Annotated in this window: 20 protein-coding genes; 4 read left to right on the forward strand and 16 right to left on the reverse strand. The window is 41.5% G+C overall.

Annotated features, from left to right (window positions below):
* Nucleotides 1–28 precede the first annotated feature (28 nt).
* Genes V3595_RS13615 through V3595_RS13625 form a run of 3 tightly spaced genes read left to right on the forward strand, consistent with a single transcriptional unit; the run spans nucleotide 29 to nucleotide 2,006 of the window.
* On the forward strand, nucleotides 29–817 hold the full coding sequence (locus V3595_RS13615) for a fumarylacetoacetate hydrolase family protein (RefSeq protein WP_485907723.1): 789 nt from the start codon (nucleotides 29–31) through the stop codon (nucleotides 815–817).
* Nucleotides 814–1,602 carry a fumarylacetoacetate hydrolase family protein gene (locus V3595_RS13620; RefSeq protein ID WP_485907724.1) on the forward strand — a complete coding sequence of 263 codons (789 nt, stop codon included), beginning with the start codon at nucleotides 814–816 and terminating at the stop codon, nucleotides 1,600–1,602. Before V3595_RS13615 ends, V3595_RS13620 begins: the two co-directional genes overlap by 4 nt.
* A gap of 17 nt (nucleotides 1,603–1,619) precedes the next feature.
* Complete coding sequence (locus tag V3595_RS13625; protein WP_485907726.1) at nucleotides 1,620–2,006, forward strand: 5-carboxymethyl-2-hydroxymuconate Delta-isomerase; 387 nt, start codon at nucleotides 1,620–1,622, stop codon at nucleotides 2,004–2,006.
* 78 nt (nucleotides 2,007–2,084) lie between these two features.
* On the opposite strand, the gene hpaB is transcribed toward V3595_RS13625, so the two are convergent.
* Nucleotides 2,085–3,557, reverse strand: coding sequence for a 4-hydroxyphenylacetate 3-monooxygenase, oxygenase component (hpaB, locus tag V3595_RS13630; protein WP_485907728.1), 1,473 nt, complete (start codon nucleotides 3,555–3,557; stop codon nucleotides 2,085–2,087).
* Between the two features lie 165 nt (nucleotides 3,558–3,722).
* Here hpaB and V3595_RS13635 point away from each other — a divergent pair, with 165 nt between their 5' ends.
* Complete coding sequence (locus tag V3595_RS13635) at nucleotides 3,723–4,592, forward strand: LysR family transcriptional regulator (protein WP_485907730.1); 870 nt, start codon at nucleotides 3,723–3,725, stop codon at nucleotides 4,590–4,592.
* A 167-nt stretch (nucleotides 4,593–4,759) separates the two neighbouring features.
* On the opposite strand, the gene V3595_RS13640 is transcribed toward V3595_RS13635, so the two are convergent.
* The 15 genes from V3595_RS13640 to V3595_RS13710 all read right to left on the reverse strand — a co-directional run bounded on the left by V3595_RS13640 (nucleotide 4,760) and on the right by V3595_RS13710 (nucleotide 21,237).
* On the reverse strand, nucleotides 4,760–6,325 hold the full coding sequence (locus V3595_RS13640) for a solute symporter family protein (RefSeq protein ID WP_485907732.1): 1,566 nt from the start codon (nucleotides 6,323–6,325) through the stop codon (nucleotides 4,760–4,762).
* 3 nt (nucleotides 6,326–6,328) lie between these two features.
* Nucleotides 6,329–6,700 carry a DUF485 domain-containing protein gene (locus tag V3595_RS13645; RefSeq protein WP_485907733.1) on the reverse strand — a complete coding sequence of 124 codons (372 nt, stop codon included), beginning with the start codon at nucleotides 6,698–6,700 and terminating at the stop codon, nucleotides 6,329–6,331.
* Nucleotides 6,701–7,129: 429 nt separating this feature from the next.
* Nucleotides 7,130–8,113: a 3,4-dihydroxyphenylacetate 2,3-dioxygenase gene (hpaD, locus tag V3595_RS13650; protein WP_101222390.1), complete on the reverse strand. Its 984-nt coding sequence runs from the start codon at nucleotides 8,111–8,113 to the stop codon at nucleotides 7,130–7,132.
* 30 nt (nucleotides 8,114–8,143) lie between these two features.
* Nucleotides 8,144–9,658 carry a 5-carboxymethyl-2-hydroxymuconate semialdehyde dehydrogenase gene (gene hpaE, locus V3595_RS13655; RefSeq protein ID WP_485907735.1) on the reverse strand — a complete coding sequence of 505 codons (1,515 nt, stop codon included), beginning with the start codon at nucleotides 9,656–9,658 and terminating at the stop codon, nucleotides 8,144–8,146.
* A gap of 79 nt (nucleotides 9,659–9,737) precedes the next feature.
* Nucleotides 9,738–10,655 carry a 2,4-dihydroxyhept-2-ene-1,7-dioic acid aldolase gene (gene hpaI, locus V3595_RS13660; RefSeq protein WP_485907736.1) on the reverse strand — a complete coding sequence of 306 codons (918 nt, stop codon included), beginning with the start codon at nucleotides 10,653–10,655 and terminating at the stop codon, nucleotides 9,738–9,740.
* Between the two features lie 109 nt (nucleotides 10,656–10,764).
* The gene (locus V3595_RS13665; RefSeq protein ID WP_485907738.1) at nucleotides 10,765–11,442 is read right to left on the reverse strand and encodes a GntR family transcriptional regulator; all 678 of its coding nucleotides are present in this window, start codon (nucleotides 11,440–11,442) and stop codon (nucleotides 10,765–10,767) included.
* 245 nt (nucleotides 11,443–11,687) lie between these two features.
* Nucleotides 11,688–12,872 (reverse strand): pyridoxal phosphate-dependent aminotransferase, encoded by a 1,185-nt coding sequence (locus V3595_RS13670; RefSeq protein WP_485907740.1) that lies wholly within the window; start codon nucleotides 12,870–12,872, stop codon nucleotides 11,688–11,690.
* 19 nt (nucleotides 12,873–12,891) lie between these two features.
* A complete protein-coding gene (locus V3595_RS13675; RefSeq protein WP_485907742.1) occupies nucleotides 12,892–13,368 on the reverse strand; it encodes a cell wall elongation regulator TseB-like domain-containing protein in 477 nt (158 codons plus the stop codon).
* A gap of 18 nt (nucleotides 13,369–13,386) precedes the next feature.
* Complete coding sequence (locus V3595_RS13680; protein ID WP_064505144.1) at nucleotides 13,387–13,557, reverse strand: YpmA family protein; 171 nt, start codon at nucleotides 13,555–13,557, stop codon at nucleotides 13,387–13,389.
* A gap of 156 nt (nucleotides 13,558–13,713) precedes the next feature.
* Nucleotides 13,714–16,494, reverse strand: a complete 2,781-nt coding sequence (gene dinG, locus V3595_RS13685; RefSeq protein WP_485907744.1) for an ATP-dependent DNA helicase DinG — start codon at nucleotides 16,492–16,494, stop codon at nucleotides 13,714–13,716.
* Between the two features lie 161 nt (nucleotides 16,495–16,655).
* Nucleotides 16,656–17,039 (reverse strand): aspartate 1-decarboxylase, encoded by a 384-nt coding sequence (gene panD / locus V3595_RS13690; protein WP_054400285.1) that lies wholly within the window; start codon nucleotides 17,037–17,039, stop codon nucleotides 16,656–16,658.
* A gap of 25 nt (nucleotides 17,040–17,064) precedes the next feature.
* Nucleotides 17,065–17,913, reverse strand: a complete 849-nt coding sequence (panC, locus tag V3595_RS13695) for a pantoate--beta-alanine ligase (RefSeq protein WP_485907746.1) — start codon at nucleotides 17,911–17,913, stop codon at nucleotides 17,065–17,067.
* A complete protein-coding gene (gene panB, locus V3595_RS13700; RefSeq protein ID WP_485907748.1) occupies nucleotides 17,910–18,746 on the reverse strand; it encodes a 3-methyl-2-oxobutanoate hydroxymethyltransferase in 837 nt (278 codons plus the stop codon). The genes panC and panB overlap by 4 nt, the downstream gene beginning before the upstream one ends.
* A 341-nt stretch (nucleotides 18,747–19,087) precedes the next feature.
* Entirely contained in the window at nucleotides 19,088–20,068 is a 981-nt protein-coding gene (locus tag V3595_RS13705; protein ID WP_402897382.1) for a biotin--[acetyl-CoA-carboxylase] ligase, read from the reverse strand.
* Nucleotides 20,053–21,237 carry a CCA tRNA nucleotidyltransferase gene (locus V3595_RS13710; RefSeq protein ID WP_485907750.1) on the reverse strand — a complete coding sequence of 395 codons (1,185 nt, stop codon included), beginning with the start codon at nucleotides 21,235–21,237 and terminating at the stop codon, nucleotides 20,053–20,055. Before V3595_RS13710 ends, V3595_RS13705 begins: the two co-directional genes overlap by 16 nt.
* Between the last annotated feature and the right edge of the window lie 13 nt (nucleotides 21,238–21,250).

Genomic DNA, 21,250 nt, shown 5'->3' on the forward strand with positions numbered 1-21,250 from the left:
ATTAATAAAAATCAAGGGGTGAGTGTCCATGACAAAAGCAAGAGTGAAGCTCATTAAGTCAGATTATTCAGAAGAAATCGAAATACTGTCGAACCGCTACATATTAATGAATGGTGATAAGTATGAGGTATCACAAATCAAGTTGGATAACCCTATTTCAGGAACGGTATATGGAACATTATTAAACTATAAAGGATCATTGGAAGCATTGAAGGGAAAGATCGACCATCCTCCCTATAATGAACCTCCTAAAGGGCCGATCCTTTATATTAAACCTAGAAACACGTTTTCTTCTTTTTCAAATCCAGTTCCCCTTCCAAACAGCATACCTGAATTGGAAATCGGGGCCGCACTTGGAATTGTAATCGGTAAAACGGCCACAAGAGTCAAGAAAGAACATGCATTGGATTATATAGAAGGATTTACGATTGCCAATGATATCAGCATTCCTCATGAAAGCTTTTTCCGTCCTGCGATCCGCCATAAAGCCCGTGATGGATTTTGCCCGATCGGTCCCTGGGTCGTATCCAAGGAATCGATATCCAACCCCGATTCTTTAGGCATCCGTGTATATATAAATGGAGAGCTAAAGCAAGAAAATTCAACTTCAAATTTAATTCGCTCCATATCCCGCCTTATTGAGGATGTAACAGACTTCATGACTTTGAGTACAGGTGACGTCCTTCTAGTTGGAGTTCCAGAAAATGCACCGCTGGCAAAAGCCAATGATCATGTCAGAATAGAAATTGATGAAATCGGATATTTGGAAAATACAATCATTCCCGAGGAAAAACTATCACTGGAGGGGATTTTATGAAGAGAGCACGTGTAGCCTATGCAGGTGCCGTACATCCAGCAAGTGAATATCACGGCCATCTCCAATTGGCGGATGGCCGGATTGTCAATGAGCAGGATGTTGTCTGGCTTCCCCCAGTGGAACCACGAACTGTCTTCGCGCTTGGCTTGAATTATGCAGACCATGCGAAGGAGCTTGCTTTTAAAGCCCCGGAAGAACCCCTTGCGTTCTTAAAAGGCCCCAATACCTTTATCGGCCACCGGGGACAGACAAGACGGCCTGCTGATGCAGCTTTTATGCATTATGAATGTGAACTGGCAGTCGTCATCGGGAAAAAGGCGAAAAACATAAAAAAGGAAGAAGCCTTTAAGTATGTAAGTGGATATACGGTTGCAAATGATTATGCAATACGGGATTATCTGGAGAATTACTACCGGCCAAACTTAAAGGTCAAAAATCGCGATACCTGCACCCCCATTGGACCTTGGCTAGTTGATGCCGAAGATATTCCAGATCCTTCGAATCTTGCCATCAAAACTTACGTCAACGGAAAATTGACTCAGCAAGGCAACACGAAAGACATGATTTTCGGCATTGCTGATTTAATTGAATATTTCAGCAGCTTCATGACATTGAGTCCAGGTGATATCATTTTGACCGGCACACCTGAAGGATTGGCGGATACTGCTGTAGGCGATGAAATCATCACTGAAATTGAAGGAATCGGGAAACTCGTCAGCACAATAGTCGGTGACGATATATTTACTGAAGGCGGGGATCGGCCGCATTTAAAAATCCATAATTAACGGAAGGGACTAATCACATGCCTCATATTATTATTGAATATACGGATAATATCAAAGATGAAATCCAGATTGATGGCTTATTAAGGAAGGTGAACGATGTACTGATATCTTATCCTTCCATCTTTCCAATTGGCGGCATTCGATCCCGGGCCATTGAATTGAAGCATTATCGTGTTGCCGATGGTACAGAGGATGATGCATTTGTTCATGCCATACTAAAAATTGGCGCTGGACGTAAAGACAGTGATAAAACCAAAGTATGTGACCTACTTTTCGAAACGATGGAATCCCATTTGGCTTCCCTCTTTTCAAAAAGATATCTTGCCCTCTCCATGGAACTAACGGAATTCAGTGATTTTGGAACATATAAGAAGAATAATATCCATGGTCGATATAATAAATGAACAAGATTTCATATTTAAAGGCCTTCCTCATCATCGGGAAGGCCTTTAAATTAAAATGTTTTGCCAATGCTACCGGGCTCAGTTGATTTCTGCAAGGTTTTCAGTACGGTTCAAGAACTCCTTGACACGGTCCACATATTCCTGTTTATCATAGCCGTTATATAAAGCGCTCGCCATACGGACCGGATCCCCAAAAAAGAATCTTTCGTACAGCGTTTGCCTGGAACCAAATGAACTCATGCATACATCCCATGCGAGACGATACAATTTAACCCTGTCATAGGCTCCACCATTCGCGGCTTGAAGATATTTATCCAAATCCGGTCGAAGCTCCGAATTGAAATCGGCTTCATTTGGTATCGCCATTAAGCCACTAGCACCAAGAAGCTGCATTATTTCACTGAATCTAGGGTAAATCTTCGGATAATAATTTCTGGCTATGTTTAACGGTGTGAAATCGGGTGTCATCATTCCCCACTTATCCACTTTCGCGTTTGCCTCCGAAGCTGTAATGAAAGCCTTTACCGTTTCAAGCGCTATGATGACTTCCGAAATTTTCTCCTGAACATGCTGGTATTGCCCGATATTGATGGTTTCCACCATTAGTTGCAAAATCCCCAGAATGAACTCTGTTTTGGCGATATTCTTCGCTACCACCTGATGGGTCATATGAACAACTGCATTGCTTTCATTATAAGCCTGGTTGCAAATGCCGACATCCCCATATGCAAATACGCGATTCCATGGCACGACTACATCATCAAAAACGATAATCGTATCCATTTCCTCAAATCGTGAACCAAGTGGATGGTCAAAATGTGATTTGCCATAGTCGAATGATTCACGACAAATGAATTTCAACCCTGGTGTATTATTTGGTATGGAGAATGCGAATGCATAAGGGTTTTCTTCTTCCGATTGTTTAAGCAATGTTGAAGGGAAAACCATGATTTCATCCGTTATTCCTCCTTGTGTAGCTAATAATCTGGCTCCCTTTATAATCAGCCCTTCTGAATTCTTGCCAGCAATCCGTGCAGCGATGTAAGGGTCCGGAAGCTTTGCGGCACTAACTCCCCTATTAACCTGGGGTTGAATCAAGGTATGTGTCAACGACAAATCCTTTTCCCGGCAGAGCTCATAATAATCTTTCATATTTTTAGCAAATGCCGAATCCTGAGTGCCGAACATATCAGCTGCAGTACCGTACGCCATCATCCCACTGTTGATATAGTCAGGGGAACGTCCCATCATTCCATTATTATGCCTTGCCCATTCTTGAATCATCTTCCTCCTTTTTTCAAGGTCTTCCTTAGTCCGCGGCTGCATGAATGAGGTCCCTACTCTTTCGTTTGAAGTTGGTGAAATATAAGTCATGATGTCATTTTTCGCGGAATCATGCTGCAAATCATATAATTCAGCCTGTGTTTTCATGACCCCTTTAAAAGCTGGGTGTTGACTGATCTTATCTTTTACTTGCTCTCCATTGATCCATACATTCGCCTTTGCTTTGTCTACCCTATCGATATATTCTTTACCTGTTTTAGCCGGCATGCTTGCATCCCCCTTTAACATCGATATAAATGAAGCGCTTACAATTAAATAAATTCCAAATATTGAATTAATTTCTATAACAAAATATACCATGTGTTATGATATATATAAAATACTTTAAAAGTTCAAAATGTATATGTAAATCATATGTATGAGGTGTATATAATGGACATCCGACAGTTAAAATATTTTGTGACAATCGTTCAGGAAGAACAAGTAACCAAAGCTGCAAAAAAATTACATATGGCTCAACCGCCTCTTAGCCAGCAACTTAAATTGATGGAAATGGAAATCGGTGAAAAACTTTTCGATCGGAATGGAAAAAAACTTGAACTCACTGAGACTGGCCAGGTTTTATATAAAAAAGCTGAAGCACTATTGAATCAGTTTGAAGAAACACTTCTGGAAGTGAAGGAAGTCAGTAAAGGGGTAAAGGGCACTCTTTCCATTGGGTCTGTAAAAACTTGCTTTTCTTACATTCCGCAAAGGATGAGAACCTTTAGAGTAAAATACCCTGACATACGATTCAAGTTAATGGAAGGTGATACGTTCCGTTTAACGGAAGGCTTAATAAATAGGGAAATCGAGTTGGCCATTGTAAGGCTCCCTATTAATGGTAAGCAATTCTCATCGGTTAACCTTCCACCGGAAGATTTTGTACTTGTCACCCCAAATGATTGGGATATCCCAGACTCCATCGAATTTAAACAAATCAAGGAATTTCCCCTCTTATTGCTGCATAGGGTAAGCGGTCAAGGTACATTTGAACTTATAGTCGATGAGTGCTCCAGACATGGATTTGAACCTACGATTGTATGTGAATGTCCTGATGCTGCAATGATATTATCTTTAGTGAAGGAAGAAATAGGCGCTACCATCATGCCACGTACCACATCCAAATCGTTTTCAACCCAGGGTATAAAAATAGTCGAATTGATAGATTGTGAAGTACAATCCGAAGCCGCCCTTATTTGGCTCGAAGAACGCTATCTTTCCAAAGGCGCCGTCAAATTTCTAGAAACTTTTTCTGAATGAATGGCCAGTTATCCTTAAATCTTCATTTCATTTGTACCTTTTCTAATAATCTATGGTGTTGGTTTGAATTTCTATTCCAATGAAAAGAAAAAAAGCAACCTAGATGGCTGCTTGTTAAAATCGATTCACAAGTTCGATGACCTGCCCTTTATTAATAGGCATATCATTCAATGTCGCAAAACACCCTTAACATCATGACCGGTATTGGACTTTACGAGGATTTCATTATAATTGTCTTTTGTAACCGTTTCCAAATTTGTCCTGCGGTTACCGAACAGGGCACCCAAATAGCATGCGAGGAACCCAAGCGGAATGGAAACGATTCCTGGTGAATTCAAAGGAAAAATCGGGTCACCTGTCATGATGGTGGCTCCGGGGACCGGGTTCCAGACATTTGGACTTAAGGCCACGAGCAAAAGTGTACCAAAAAGACCTGTCATCATACCGACCATTGCACCGGTTTTATTGAATTTTTTCCAATAGATGGTGAGAAGGATGACTGGCAAATTCGAACTGGCTGCCAATGTAAAAGCAATCGATGCCAGAAACGCTACATTGAATTCCTGCAGACCTAATGATAAAACGATTGCAAGTGCAGTCACACCAATGGAAGCCCATCTAGCCATCGTCATTTGCTGTTTTTCCGTAGCTTTGCCATCTTTTAAAATTTCATTGTAAAAATCATGTGAAAATGCCGTAGCACCTGTTAAAACGATTCCCGCAACAACTGCGAGTATCGTTGCAAAGGAAACGGCCGCAATAAAGGCGAATAAGATGTCCCCGCCCACAAGTTGGGCCAATAAAGGTGCAGCCATGTTACCCGCTGGATTAGCGTTCATGATATTCGATGTTCCAACCAACTTCGCAGCACCGAATCCCAGAAAAATGACCATGATATGAAAAGCACCCATAATCCACATCACCCAAACAACCGACTTCCTTGCCACTTGTGCATTCGGGACAGTCAAAAAACGTATTAAAATGTGCGGTAGACCTGCCGTTCCCAGAATTAGGCCCAGGGACAAGGAAGCTGCATCCCACCCACTGGCATATTTAATACCTGCCTTCAGGTAATCTGCACCCATGGGTGTCGCTGTTTTCATTTCCGTGAAAATTCCAATGAAACTAAAATTCAACTTCCACATGACGATCATGAATAATATAAACACGCCGCCAATCAGCAGGATGGCTTTAATGATCTGCACCCAGCTCGTCGCCGTCATCCCCCCAAATAGTACAAATACCAACATTACAATACCTACGATGATGACAGAGGTATTATACGGGATGTCTAAAAGCAATTTAAATAAAGCACCTGCCGCAACAAGTTGACCCAGCATGTACATGACTGATATCACCAAGGTATTAAAAGCGGTCACTCCCCGGACCTGTTTATATTTAAACCTTGTAGTCACCATATCAGCCAATGTGTATTTCCCTAAGTTCCTTAAAGGTTCAGCCACCAGGAATAACACGACAAGGAATGAAACAAGTGCTCCGTACATCAGGAAAAATCCATCATACCCCGTTAAGGAAAATGCTCCAATCAACCCTAAAAATGTGGAAGCCGACATAAAATCCCCGGCCAATGCAAGTCCATTTTGCCTAGCTGTCAAACCGCCCCCAGCCGTATAAAAAGAGCCTGCCGTTTTAGTTTTTTTGGAAGCGAAATACGTAATGAAAAGGGTGCCTATCGACATTAGTGCAAAAAGAATAAAAACTGTCCAATTCATGATTCAAAGCCCTTCTTTCTCGATGATTTCTTTTATTTGTTCATCGATTCTTTCGGATTTCCTTACATATACGCTGCAAACCCATACAGACATAACCGTGATGGAGACACCGTACACCCACGCCCATGTTATGTCCCCAATGAAAGGGTGATCCAGGATATCAGTGTAAAAAACTAAGAAGGGCAAAAGCAGGGAATATCCCATAAAGAATATCGTAAAAGGGATGACGAATTTCTTTTTATCGGAAAGCATATTCTGAAACTCTTTGGAAGCAACAATCCTTTCATAATCCACTAGATTAGTTTGTTCCGATTCTTGAAGGTTTTTTTCCAACCGAACCATCTCTTCACACCTCTTCTGAAATTTATTTTTCAAAGGACGGTACTATAAATGGTATTGAGCCTCTCCATTGTCAGAAATTTTTTCCCAAAATCCAAACAACTCATCTGCACAAGAAGGTCTAAGCCCATCCCTAAGCTTTCCGTACACATTTTGTCTAACCGGTGACATATACAGATAGGGCAGCAGTTAGTTCCCACTGCTGCCCTGTCCCAGACCATATCTTTTAGAAGGCTTGCACTTTCGCAATAGACTTGGCTCGCATATCCGTCATCCGTTTCGGCTTATTTATACTTTCACGTTTCAAATCTTCCAGTTTTCCATCAACTATTCACCAATTCCCTTAAACGGTGACAATTGGTCTTGGAACAGGTATATATAAACAAGCGCCCTATCCAAATGACCATGTGAAGTCAATGTATGTTTTGCCGAAACACTCGATCTTCATCCTGAATCCCGCTTTTTTCAGATGATGAATTCAGGCTTGCTTTTTGCCAGAATCGGTTCTTTAAGAGGAACTTCTTCACCTGATATTATATCAAGAACAGCTGAAGCCTCATCAAACCATGAATCCGGGGCTTTTGCTCCCCAAAATGTCTGGCGTCTTGGATCATTCAAATCCCAATGAATCGGTTCGATATCCGGGTCAGATGTTAAGTAATCCCCATTGTATAATTCGATTCTGTGACCGTCCGGGTCTCTTAAGTATAGGAAAAATGCATTGGATAGGCCATGCCTTCCTGGTCCGCGTTCGATGGACTGTGCATATCCAAGTGATGCCAGTACATCACAGGCATGGATAATTGCAAGGGGGTCAGGCAGAAAGAAGCCTACATGATGAAGTCTTGGACCGATTCCGTTCATGAATGCCTGGTCATGGACGGTTTGCTTTCTATGTAGCCACGTAGCCCATAATTGGCCCGACTCATCCACTGTATCTTCCGAGCAGGCAAAACCTAATTCTTTCACATAAAAATCATAGGCTTTTTGCACATTTGTTACATTACAATTCACATGATCGATCCTTTGGACCCTTGAACCCCTATGCATATCGAATCGTTGCAGCAACCTCTCTGCTTTATCCATTTTGCTGAAAAATTCGATTGGCAATCCGGAAATATCCTGAACTCGGAGCGACTTGCCTAGTGCATGCTGTGTTCCTTCCTTCATCCACTTCATTTTCATTCCCTTGGACAGGAAGAAAGATTCCAATTCTTCAAGGTCTTCCTCTTTTTCAACCTTGTATCCTATCGCTTCAACGCTTGGCTTTTCTGCCTTTTGCAAGATAAGCGAGTGATGATGCGCTTCCTCTAAACCACGTAAATATATGTGATCATTCGTTCTTTCCGTTTCAATAAAACCTAAAGCATCCACATAAAAGGCTCTTGATTTATCTAAATCCGTTACATTTAGTATCGTTCTCGCAACACGAATAATAGAAAAATTCATTGTATTCTCCCCTTCTTTATGACACCCGGATTATTTTTCAGCAGAAGAAACCGCATTTCGTTTTACGTCCCCAAATTTAGGAATGTGATGTTCTCCAATTGCTACGTGGATAACTTGTGTTTCCGTATAGAATTCAAAGCTATAATGGCCACCTTCACGTCCTACCCCACTATATTTCGATCCTCCAAACGGTATCCGCAAATCCCTTACGTTTTGGGAATTCACCCAGACCATCCCACTATCGACAGCTTGAGCAAACCTATGTCCCCGTTTCATATCATTTGTCCATACATAAGCAGCAAGCCCATACTTTACATCATTAGCCATTCTCAGTACTTCCTCTTCAGTCTTGAAAGGAATGACTGCCATGACTGGTCCAAAAATCTCTTCTTGTGCTACCGTCATATCATTTGTACAGTTCAAGAGAAGCGTCGGGGCAATATAATTCCCTTCGTTGAACGCACTTGGTATCGCACCGCTTACAATTTCCGCCCCTTCATCTTTTGCTTTATCCAGATAACGGGAGACATTATTAAAATGGTTACGATGGATCAGCGGTCCGATTTCCGTTTCTGGATCCATTGGGTTTCCAATTTTGATATTATGAACACGTTCCTTCAATTCTGCAACGAACTGGTCTATTATCGATTCATGGACAAATAATCTGGAATTGGCTGTGCAGCGCTCCCCATTGAATGAATAGATTCCCCAAACCACTGAATCCATGGCCTTTTCCAGATCGGCATCTTCAAAAATGACGGCTGGTGATTTACCTCCGAGTTCCATGGAAAAACGTTTCATCGTATCCGCACCATTTTTAATGATTTCAGCGCCAGTTGTCGTTTCTCCGGTAAAGGATATCAATTGGACCTCTGGGTGTGCAACCAAGGACGCCCCTGCTGTCTCCCCAAAACCGTGAACGATATTGAATACGCCCTTTGGCAGACCTGATTGGTCAATGATTTGTGCTAATTTATTGGCAGTCAATGGAGACCACTCCGCCGGTTTAAGGACACATGTATTACCTGTAGCCAGAGCCGGGGCGATCTTCCAGGTTTCTAACATGAAAGGCGCATTCCAAGGAGTGATTAATCCTGCCACTCCTATCGGTTTATGAATCGTATAATTGATGAAAGTGTCATCCACTTGATACGACTCTCCTATCAGCCTGCTTTTTACCATTTCAGAATAAAAACGAAAATTCTCCGCTCCCCTTGCCGCCTGTTTTTTTGTCTGGCTAATCGGCAACCCTGTATCAAGGGATTCCAAAAAGGAAATTTCTTCGGCATTCTCTTCAATTAAATCAGCAATCCTATTAATGTACTTCATTCTTTCTTCCACTTTCATCGTTCTCCATGGACCATTATCGAATGCAGCTCTTGCGGCAGCTACCGCTTGATCAATATCCTCTTTAAATCCTTCTGCCACATTATTGATTGCTTGATTATTAAAAGGGCTTAGATTTTCAAATGTTTTTCCTGAGATTCCATCAACAAATTGACCATTGATGTAATGCTTGACATCTTGCACCGGAAAAGTTTGCATGAATAAATCCTCCTTTAAAAATTAATTCGGGAAGATGACAATAATCGTTTGGATTTGTGCAATCTTCCCAATCTAGCAATTATGACTGGATTTTTTGGTCAATCAATCCGTATGATTGAAGGGTTTCACGCAGTTCTTTTTCCAACGGTTCCGAAGGCGGTCCCATCGGCGGCCGTAGTGCAGGATTGATTTTCCCCATCATCCCCATCGCAGCTTTTAATGGTCCTGGATTGGTTTCTTTAAACAAAACATCATTCAATGGCATTAATTTGTAATGGAGGTCAAGTGCCTTTTCCACATCACCCTCAACCCAATGGTTATAAATTTCAGCCACTTCTTTAGGAGTGATATTAGCTGTAGCACTAATATGTCCTGCCCCACCAATAGCCAGCATCGGATAGCATAATAATTCGATGCCAGAATATAAGAGAAAATCCCTTCCGCAATTCAATAAGACACGGTTCACATGTTCAAAATCTTTATTAGATTCCTTTACGCCAATTATATTTTCACAATCTTCAGCAAGGCGTGCCAATGTCTTCACTTCCAAATTCGTCGCCGTTCTTCCGGGAATGTTATAAACGATAAGCGGGATATCAACGGAATCGGCAACCGTCTTAAAGTGATTGTAAAGTGCCTGTTGATTCGGCTTATTGTAATAAGGAACGATGACTAAAGCAGCATCAGCCCCCATTTCCTGTGCCCTTTTAGTCAAATGCAATGTTTCTTTCTGATTGGCGGATCCAGTACCTGGTGCAACCGGAACACGTGCTTTTGCTTTTTTGATTGCCGTTTCCATCACTAATTCCCGTTCCTCAATCGTTAGAGAACTCGGCTCGCCGGTAGTCCCGCATACCGAGATTCCATGGGAACCGCTTTCAATATGCCAGTTTACTAGATTTTCAATTGCCTTTACATCCACTTCCATCTTGTCATCAAACGGAGTGATAATTGGAGCTATGGATCCTCTTAAACGACTTTTGATTTCCTCGTACATTTTTTCTACCGCCCTTTCATTAATTGAATATTCGGAATAATTAAAGTGAAAAAATCGGCCTTGCTTTTATGAATAATCGATCGACTATTATAAAACAAGGCCTGGGTCATCAAAGTGCCTGATCGTGATTAGTTTCCGACCTCTGCTTGAATGTATTGATGGCATTCAGTTTATGCTTTCTCACCAGAGATTCAATTTCTTCAAAAGATGCTTTTTCCTTTAAAAGCTTTATGATGCTTTCATGTTCGCGAATCGATTGGACTGCGCGTTGCGGTACCATGGTGAACATGGACTTTCTGACTCTATTCATTCTTTGTTGCGCCTGTTTAATTTCCTCCTTTAAAAAGGAATTTCCGCACTTTCCATAAATTTCCTCATGGAAACATTCGTTTAACTTACCAAACAGCTCTAATTCAAAGTTATGGAGGGCTTTTTCCATTTCTTTGTTTATATTAATCAGATTTTCAAAATCATCATCTTTCATCGTTAAAGAACTAAGGGCAGCTGCATATCCTTCAAGCAAAGATAAAACAGATAGAGTTTCAATGTATTCGCTCTCATTAATGCTTGTAACCACTGCTCCACTATAAGGCTTATATTGAATAAGGCCGTCGGATTCCAGTTGTCTGATCGCTTCCCTGACAGGAATCGGACTTAGACTAAGTTCTTTTGCCGTTTGATCGATAATGATCCGCTGTCCAGAACCATATGTTCCATCCAAAATTAATTTACGAAGGTGCTCATAAGCTATTTGTTTTTTGCTGGGGATTTTGTTTTTCTCTTCCATATTTTCATCATATATGAAATCATATATGATTGCAATCGATTTTTATTAAAAATCATATATGATTTCCATTTTTCTTTATGTACTGTTTCTCTGCAGGTCTTAATGGGACAAAAAACTCCATTGATAAAAAGGGAGATCAGTAACCCACCTTTTCCTTTGCCATAGTGAAGTGAGTTAAAATATAATTCAACTAAAATAACCTGCAGACCCTGATGTAGCCAGGTAGTCTGCAGGTTATTAAAAAATTATGTCATTTTTGATTTAACGAATGAATGTATTCTTTCAACTGCTGCTTCCAGCAGCTCCAGTGAAGTTGCATAAGAGAGTCTGATGTTATCAGGTGCACCGAACCCTGAACCTGGAATAACAGCCACTTGAGCTTCTTCCAGCAACGCAGTCGTAAAATCTTCGACATTGCTGTACCCTGTTAATTCAACTGCACGTTTAACGTTCGGGAATAAATAAAATGCCCCTTGTGGTTTAATGCAGCTAATGCCTGGAATTTCAACCAATTTATCATATATCTTATTCAAACGGCCTTCAAATGCCTGACGCATTTCTTCAACAGGTTCTTGTGTACCTTCATAAGCGGCAATCGCACCATATTGAGCAGTTGTGGTAGGATTTGATGTGCTATGGCTGGCAAGGTTCGTCATTGCTTTAATGATGGACTCTTCACCGACTGCATAACCAATTCTCCAGCCAGTCATCGAATGCGATTTAGATACACCATTGATGATGATCGTTTGCTTTTTCAATTCAGGTGAAATCTCTGCAATGGATGTATGTTTAGCATTTCCATAAACCAATTTTTCGTAAATTTCGTCGGAAACGATCAAGATATCATGAGCCAGGCAAACTTCCCCGATAGCCGCCAATTCTTCCCTCGAATAAAGCATGCCCGTTGGATTGCTTGGCGAGTTGATGATAACCGCTTTCGTTTTTTCGGTAATTGCTTGTTCTAATTGTTCTTTAGTGATTTTATATTGATTTTCTTCCGTACCGACTACATAAACTGGCTTTCCGTCAGCAAGCTTGATTTGCTCAGGATAGCTTACCCAATATGGTATCGGAACAATGACTTCATCTTCTTCATCCAGGATAGCTTGAAACAATGTGTAAAGCGCGTGCTTTGCACCTGAGCCAACTAAAATTTCAGACGGTTTGTATTCCAAGCCTTGATCACGCTTCAATTTAGCCGCAATTGCTTCTTTTAGCTTCGGCAGACCAGCGGATGGCGTGTATTTAGTTTGACCTTCATTCATGGACAGAAGTGCTGCATCTATGATATGTTGGGGCGTATTATAATCTGGTTCACCAGCACCCAAACCAATTATATCCAGACCTTGGGCTTTAAGTTCCTTTGCTTTTGCCGTAATGGCCAATGTTGTTGATGGCGTTAATGACTGAACCCGGTTCGCTAATTTCATTTTAAATTAATCCTCCATTCTAAATGCTTCGATAATACTTTAGCCATTCCCCAGTTTTAAAATCATAATAGTCATAGTTAAAACGCTCGGATTCATCAAGATATGTTACTTCCCAAAGCGGAACGTTCTTTTCCATGCCTAGCTTAACCGAAATGATTTTTTGGGGATTAAGCTTTTCTTTGACAATGTTTAAAATCTCTTTTTTTGATTTACCATCTTTATAGTTTTCCACTACTATTTCTTTCTTCTTGTCGTCAGGAAGCCAGACTATTTTTTTAGTCCCTTTTTCTCCCTTACCAATGATGACGGAGTATGAATCCTGCCCATTATAAAGGTAGAATTCTTCCATGGTCACAAGGCCGCCCTCTTCCTTCGCCTTTTTAAAAGCCTCATTACCAGCCTCATTTTTAGGCTGCAACGCTTTAATATATGCCCCGCTGACAAATCCGATAAAACAAAGGACCAGGATAGAAGCAATAATCAACCATTTTTTCAAAGCTGCTTTTCCCTCTTTCTATGTACGATAAATTGTAAATATCGCTTTTTCTTGATCTTCGGAATCCAATGCGAGACCGAACATTAAATCATCTTTTTTCAATGTTCGGTTCAAGGAATCCACAATTTTATACAGATCAGGAGAATGTTGCAACCTGACTGTTGAAATTACTTCGATTTTACTTTCCATGAAAACGCCCCTCCATTTTAATAAATTGTCAACAACCACTGGTATGAATAGGATTTGAAGGCTTTACCACCTATCACATTATACCAGTTCAAAGGTTATTTTTCTTTATAAATTCATAAAAATTCATTTTAGATTAATGAAAAATCTAAAGATTCTTTAAATCCACTTCTCTATCATTTCAGCCATTTCTGTTATTGAGGCTTGGTGCCAGTCCACTTCCGGAATGGCCTTTTGAAATTCAGGGCCGTATTTGGCAGTGATGATGCGGCGATCAAGAATAACCAATATCCCTTTATCTTCTGGCGTGCGTATGAGCCTGCCGAATCCTTGCCGGAACCTTAACAGGGCTTCAGGTAAAGAATACGCAGAGAAAGGATTACGCCCTTGCTTCTCGAGAAGTTGACATTTTGCAGCTGTCACTGGTTCATCCGGCGGCGAAAATGGCAGCCTGACAATGATTAAACAAGATAAATCCTCGCCTGGGATATCGACGCCTTCCCATAGGCTGGTTGTCCCAAACAGGACGGCTTTCTCGAAGTTTTGGAAATTCCTGAGCAGCCTCATCCGGCTTCCGCCAGAAATCCCTTGTGCAAACAGGGTGAACTCATCCAGGACCCCACTGTCTTTGATGGAATGATAGGTCGCCCGCAGCATTTCATGCGAGGTGAATAAGACCATCATCCTCCCTTTCGCTGCTTGAGCGGCAGCAATAATATGGTTTGCCGCGGTTTCGGAGAATTCCTCCACCGATAAGCAATTGATATCTGGTAGATCATTTGGAACCAGTACCTTTACGAGTTCCTTATAAGGAAAGGGTGAAGGAAAACTTGCTGTCTGCATTGGTTCATTCTCTAAACCGAGTTGTTCTTTAAAATACTTAAAAGAATCCTTCACCACAAGGGTTGCCGATGTCATGACCACACTTTTTTGGCGTCCGAAATAGGAATCCCATAGCCGTTTACTTCCTGCAATCGGCTGAACTGTCAATGTCACCCCATGCTGGGGTGCTGCATTCGTATAATCAAGCCAATAAATATTTTCTTCATGCGGCTTGATGAAAAACTCATGCAAGGAGTCCCTGGTATCCTGTAAATGTCCAACCAGCACCTCGATATCATTCAAGTGAAATAATGAATTTTTTCCTAAGGGGGACTCATTATTCAATAAAAGAGCCAATCTTTTCTCTAACTCCGTGATGATGTATCCTAATAAATCCACCAATCTCTCAGCGACCAGAATCGCTTTACCCCATCTTCCATCATCTATTTTGAATGAAAGCCGTTTCGGACTCATGGAACGTGAAAGTTTTTCCGCCTGATTGGAAATGTAATAAAAAAGCTGTTCGAATTCATAGGAAAAATCACTAAGATTTTGATCTAATTCATGCGTGGACTTCCCATGCGTCAGTCCATTATTTAAGAGCATCCTGTCCAATTTATATAATAATTGCTTTTGATCTGAGGTCCCTAGTCTGTTCAAAACGGTCTTCACCGAAATGTAATTAAGCCTGCTCCCAAGCTGTTTAGATGCTGCCTGTTCCAAATGGTGTGCTTCATCGAGAATCAAATACCCTTTTTTTGGAATCAAGGCATCTTCTGTAAGCAGATCCGTCATTAAAAATGAATGGTTAGTAATGATGATATCCGCCTTGGCAGCTGTTCTTTTTGCCCGTTCAAAAAAATCCAATTCAAGCCAGGGCTGTTTTAACCCGGCGTATGTAAGACCATCACTTTGAAGCCTGTTCCAAAATAGCTGACCGCCGCTTGTAAGATTCAATTCATCTTTATCACCTGTTACGGTTTCGGTAAGCCAAACCAATATCTGCATTTTCGTTAATGCCGTTTCATAATTATCTTCCTTCTCACGCAATGCCCTTTCGAACTTTGCCAAGCTCAAATAATTACTTCTCCCCTTTAGCAAAACAGCTTGAAAGGTAAAGGGAAGTATTTTTTTAAGCTTGGGAACCTCGTTTTGGAGTAGTTGATCCTGTAGCTGAAGCGTGTATGTCGAAACGACGACAGGTTTATGATGTTTTTTTGAAAAATAGACGGCCGGAAGCAGATAGCCTATGGATTTCCCAATTCCTGTCCCAGCTTCAATGATTGCATCTTGGCTGGATTCGAAGGAATGGTGAATCATGTTCATCATATCAAGTTGTCCGCTTCTTGCTTCAAAGGCAGGGTATGCACTTTGAAGCATGGCTATTTTTTTCTCATCATCGAGCGGGAATTCCGCCCCCGTGTCTTTTTGATCACTTTCGTCTTCGGCCTTTTTAAATGCAAGGCCCCTATAAGTGATAAGATCAGGTGAATGGACTTCTGCTTTAGCAAGTTTGCTTGCAATGCAAGCATCTATCAATTCGGAAATCTCACTTTGTAAGGAATATGATAATCGAAATAACTGTTTAAGTGTCATCACTGGAAGATTCATCAGCTTTTTTTTCAATTCCAACAATAATAAAGCGGTCGCATATGCATCACTATCCGCTTGATGGGGCCTGGAATGATCTAGGTTTTCTTCTTTAGCCAGCTGGTGCAGCTTATATCCATCGGATGTTGGTTTTAATATTTTCGCTAACTCCACTGTATCAAGGGTGGAACCATAAAACGGCTCAAACCCGCATCGTACTAGTTCTTCCTGTAGAAAAGATAAATCAAATAAAACATTATGGGCAACAAAACAAGCCCCTTCTATAAGCCGGGCAATATTTTCTGCAACATCTTCAAAGTCAGGTGCATTTTTTACCGTCTCGTTGCTTATTCCGGTCAATTCTTCAATAAACAAGGAAATTTCCTGTCCAGGGTGGATAAATGTCGAGTATTCATCCACAATTTGGTCATTTTCGATGACCACGCCAGCAAATTGAATAATCCTATCCCCTTTTTTCGGAGAATTCCCTGTTGTTTCCAAATCGACCACTACATATCGTTGCATCATGAATTGTACACCTCAAACTTCACTTTCTCCACTTCCTGATGGAATTCTCTTATCTTTTTTATACCATAATAATCGTAATAAAGGAAACAAGCGGTTCATCAACGGACGAAAAGGGCCGGCACCTGTATGCATGATCCATGCATATTGTGCCGGCCCTCCGCTTACATGATTGTAGCTGCAGGTTCGTTTGAAATCAGATCAATGATTTTGTTATTTTCATCCATGATAGCAACTTTTGGTTTATGATCCCCCAGTTTATCCTCTGAAACCATCACATAAGAAATGATTATCACGATATCATCCGGCTGCACCAGTCTTGCCGCCGCTCCGTTCAAACACACGACACCGCTGCCCCGTTCACCTGCAATCACATACGTTTCAAGTCGTGCACCATTATTATTATTCACGATGGCGACTTTTTCATTAGGCAGAATACCAACCGCATCAATTATGTCTTCATCAATCGTAATGCTGCCTACATAGTTCAAATTAGCCTCAGTTACCCTTGCACGGTGGATTTTTCCATTCATCATCGTTCGAAACATCTCAATTCCCCCTGATCTTCATGAATTATTCTACAAATAAAGTGATATTATCAATTAGTCTTGCATGCTTGAACTTTACAGCCATTGCAATGATGATGTTTCCAGCCAGCGATTCAAGCGGTTTAAGTTCCGGGTATTGATAGATTTCAATATAGTCGATCACTCCACTTGTGTGGGCACCAATATGTTCACTTACTAGAGCCGTGACGGTTGCTGCATTTCTTTCACCTGATTCAACCGCCTCTTTGGCCTTCATTAAACTTTGGTACAGCTCTTTAGCCTCCAAGCGCTCCTGATCTGATAGGTTCACATTTCGCGAGCTTTTCGCTAACCCATCTTCTTCACGTACGGTATCTACAGCAATAAGCTGGATAGGGAAATTAAAGTCTTTGATCAGTCCATCTATCACGGCGACTTGCTGGGCATCCTTCTTACCAAAGTAAGCTCTATCAGGAAGGATGATATTGAAGAATTTCGTTAAGACTGTCGCAACACCATCAAAGTGTCCAGGCCTTTGTCTGCCGCATAAAACATCCGTCCTGCTTTGGACAACAACTTTTACAGATGGTTCTTCACCGTACATTTCGTGGACTGTTGGATAGAAGAGATAATCAACTCCGCCATTGGCTGCGACTTTTTCATCCCGTTCCAAATCCCGCGGATATGTTTCAAAATCCTCATTGGGTCCAAATTGCGTCGGATTGACAAAAATACTCAATACCACAATGTCATTTTCTTTGCGCGCCTTTTCCAAAAGGGTTGCATGCCCCTCATGTAAAAACCCCATTGTCGCTACATAGCCAATGCTTTTGTTATTGTTTTTTTCCTCTCTAAGTGCCAATTGCAAATCAGCTGCTGATGTAAATGTTTTCATCTTTTCCCTCCGTAAAGTTCAGAAAGCTGCTCTTCCTTCATCGTGAATGTATGTTTCTCCGACGGAAAAACTTTAGATTTCACTTCATTCACGAAGCTTGTAATCGATTGGCCAATCAGTTCATTTGCATCTCCATAAACTTTTACGAATTTCGCCAGCCGGTCTACCCCATACTTGATGACATCATGGTAAACGAGGACTTGACCATCCGTTTCAGCACCTGCCCCAATTCCAATGGTTGGAATGTCAAGGTTCCGTGTGACGAGTTCCCCCACTTGATATGGAACACATTCTAAGACTACTGCCATCGCCCCCGCAGCTTCACACTTTCTCGCATCTTCCAAGAGCTGTGCTGCACTTTCGGCATCTTTTCCTTGCACTTTATATCCGCCCAGAACTCCGACTGATTGAGGAGTCAAGCCAAGATGGGCTACAACCGGGATGCCCGCCTTGGTCAATGCTGATATTTTTTCAACTACATCATCCGCTCCCTCAAGCTTTACGGCATCCGCATGACCTTCCTGCATGATCCGGGCTGCATTCTTGAGTGTTTCATCCATAGATAGGTGATAGCTCATAAATGGCATATCCGTCACGACAAATGTACTTGGTGCCCCGCGTTTTACTGCCTTTGTATGATGGATCATGTCATTCACCGTAACTGGAATCGTTGACTCATATCCCAATACGACCATTCCTAAAGAATCTCCGACTAAAATCATGTCTACACCTGATTGTTCGGCTAACTTTGCTGACGGGTAATCATAAGCCGTCAGCATGACAATTTTCTCTTGATTTTGTTTCATTTTCAAAAAATCTCCGGACAATTTCATTACGTTTCCTCCTTTTGATGGAGGAGATGAAAACATCAGCGAAAACTGGTGTCTATACATTCATGGGCAAAAAAAGGACTGACTAAAAAAGTATCTGTTTGCTACGAAAAATGGCTAAAAAAGCCACATATCGATCAATAAACAGCACTTATCTTTTTAGTCAATCCCTTTGTTTCATCAGAAGTTTCATCCCTCCGTCCCAGTCCAGTTCTCTGGATCAAGGCAGATTTTCAAATAATTTGGTATTTATGGGGGTGCAGTTCACATGAGATACTGCCCACTTGCATTATAACAAGGCAAATTGAAAATTTCTATTTAATTTTCACGAATTTGACAAAAATCTACTGAATTTCAATATCTGCAGAATATATCGAATGTACGGTTCCTTTTCCGTCTTCAAGAAGTAAAACGCCTGAATCCGTTATGCCCAACGCTTTTCCGACAATCGTGTCATTAACGGTACTGGCTTTGATTACCTGTCCAAGACTGATCGCATAACTCTCCCATAAATCCTTTATTGGCATGAAGCCTTGATCTAAATAGAGTTCGTACAAATTTTCCAGACGAAACAATGCTCGTTGAATGACCTTGGACCTTGAAACCGTCCCTCCACTTTCTATGAGAAGGGAAGACGCTTTTTCCTGCAGATCTTCAGGAAAATCCTCCAATTGCTGATTGATATTCATTCCAATTCCGATAATGACAGAATGGATCCTATCTGATTCCGCCTGCATCTCCGTAAGGATGCCCACCACTTTCTTGCGATTCACCAAAATATCATTCGGCCACTTTATTTGCGGCTTCAAATCAGTGATATCCTCTATAGCCTGAGCAACAGCGACCGCGGCCAATAATGTAAGCTGTGGAGCCTCATGAATCGGGATTTTCGGTCTTAGGATGAGGCTCATCCATATGCCGCTGAATTTTGGGGAATGCCAAGATCTCATTAGCCTTCCTTTTCCGGATATCTGCTCCTCGGCAACGACGAGGGTCCCCTCCTGAACGCCTTCATTTGCGAGTTGATGCGCAATTTTTTGCGTGGATTCTACAGTTTCCTGATAGTGGATCATCTTGCCGATCGTTTTTGTTTCCAAGCCAAGCTGTATTTCGCTCTCGGACACTTTTTCCGGCGCTGATATGATCCGGTAGCCTTTTTTCCTTACGGCTTCAACATTATACCCTTCACTGCGCAGGTCTTCTATATGCTTCCAGACAGCTGTGCGCGAACAGCCAATGTATTCAGCAATTTCCTGACCGGATATAAACGCACCATCCGCTTTTGAGAGGGCTTCCATCAGCTTTGTTCTTAACTCAGATTGCATTTCACCAGCCACCTCTTTATTTCTTCTTTATCATTTTTTAATTCTTCATTCAAGACAGCTTTCAATATTTTTTCCAAGTATTCCTTGACCCATGGACCTGGCTTTTCTTGTTGCCAATTCAATAAATCCGTCCCCGTAACGGCAAGATCAGACATTTGTTTAATAATAAGTCCATTATAGCTTTGATGTGCATTCTCCTCCGCATCCGATACATTACCGCCAGTCATCGCCGCCCTGACTTTTGCAGCTTGTACAGTTACGTCATGACCTGCCTGAAATACATCGATGGCTGATGGATCTTCTTTCTTCACTAGCTGTATCGTACGTTGAACGTTTCTTATGCTTTTCAATGGCAGCTTCCACTCCCTCAAAGCCTCTTCCATTTCCTGATCCTTTGTGTGAACCATGATTATAGACCATATTTCTGCCGCTTTTAGCTGATGAAGCGGCAGGTTCAGCACTTCCATTAAATGATCTTTTTTACTGGAGAATAGAGGCAGGTATTGATATAATCCGCTTTCCAGTAGGAGTGAGAAAGCCCTTATCTTATTGGAGCCGGCCACTAGCTTCTCAAATTCAACCAGGATTCTTTCGACAGCGATTTCACTGATGATCTGAGCGTTCTCTTTAAGGGAATCAAAGGTTTCTTGATCCAGTTCAAAATCAAGTTGACTGACGAACCTTAAAGCACGCATCATTCTCAATGCATCCTCATGAAACCTTTCATGCGGGTTGCCAACCGTGATAATCCTTTTTTCTGCCAAATCTCGCTTACCATTAAATGGATCTATGATCTTTCCGGTCTTATCCATTGCCATTGCATTCATCGTAAAATCTCTTCTTTGCAAATCCTCAGTCAAAGAACGGACAAATTGCACAGCATCGGGTCTGCGAAAGTCCGAATACCCGCTTTCCGTTCTAAACGTCGTAATTTCGTATGTACCCGTATCCGTAATGACAAGCACTGTCCCGTGGTCGATCCCGATATCAGCCGTATTAGGAAAAATCCTTTTGATTTCCTGGGGTGTTGCGGAAGTAGCGATGTCCACATCGTTTATGGGCCTGCCAAGGATATAATCCCTTACAGAGCCGCCAACGAAATAAGCCTCGTATCCTGCTTCTTCAATCAATTCCAGAATGGGTACTGATTTTAAGAATAACCGATCCATCAGCATCCCCTCC

It is taken from the genome of Bacillus sp. CFBP9009 (genome assembly GCF_036541465.1).
In the GTDB taxonomy this organism is placed as follows: domain Bacteria; phylum Bacillota; class Bacilli; order Bacillales; family DSM-1321; genus Peribacillus.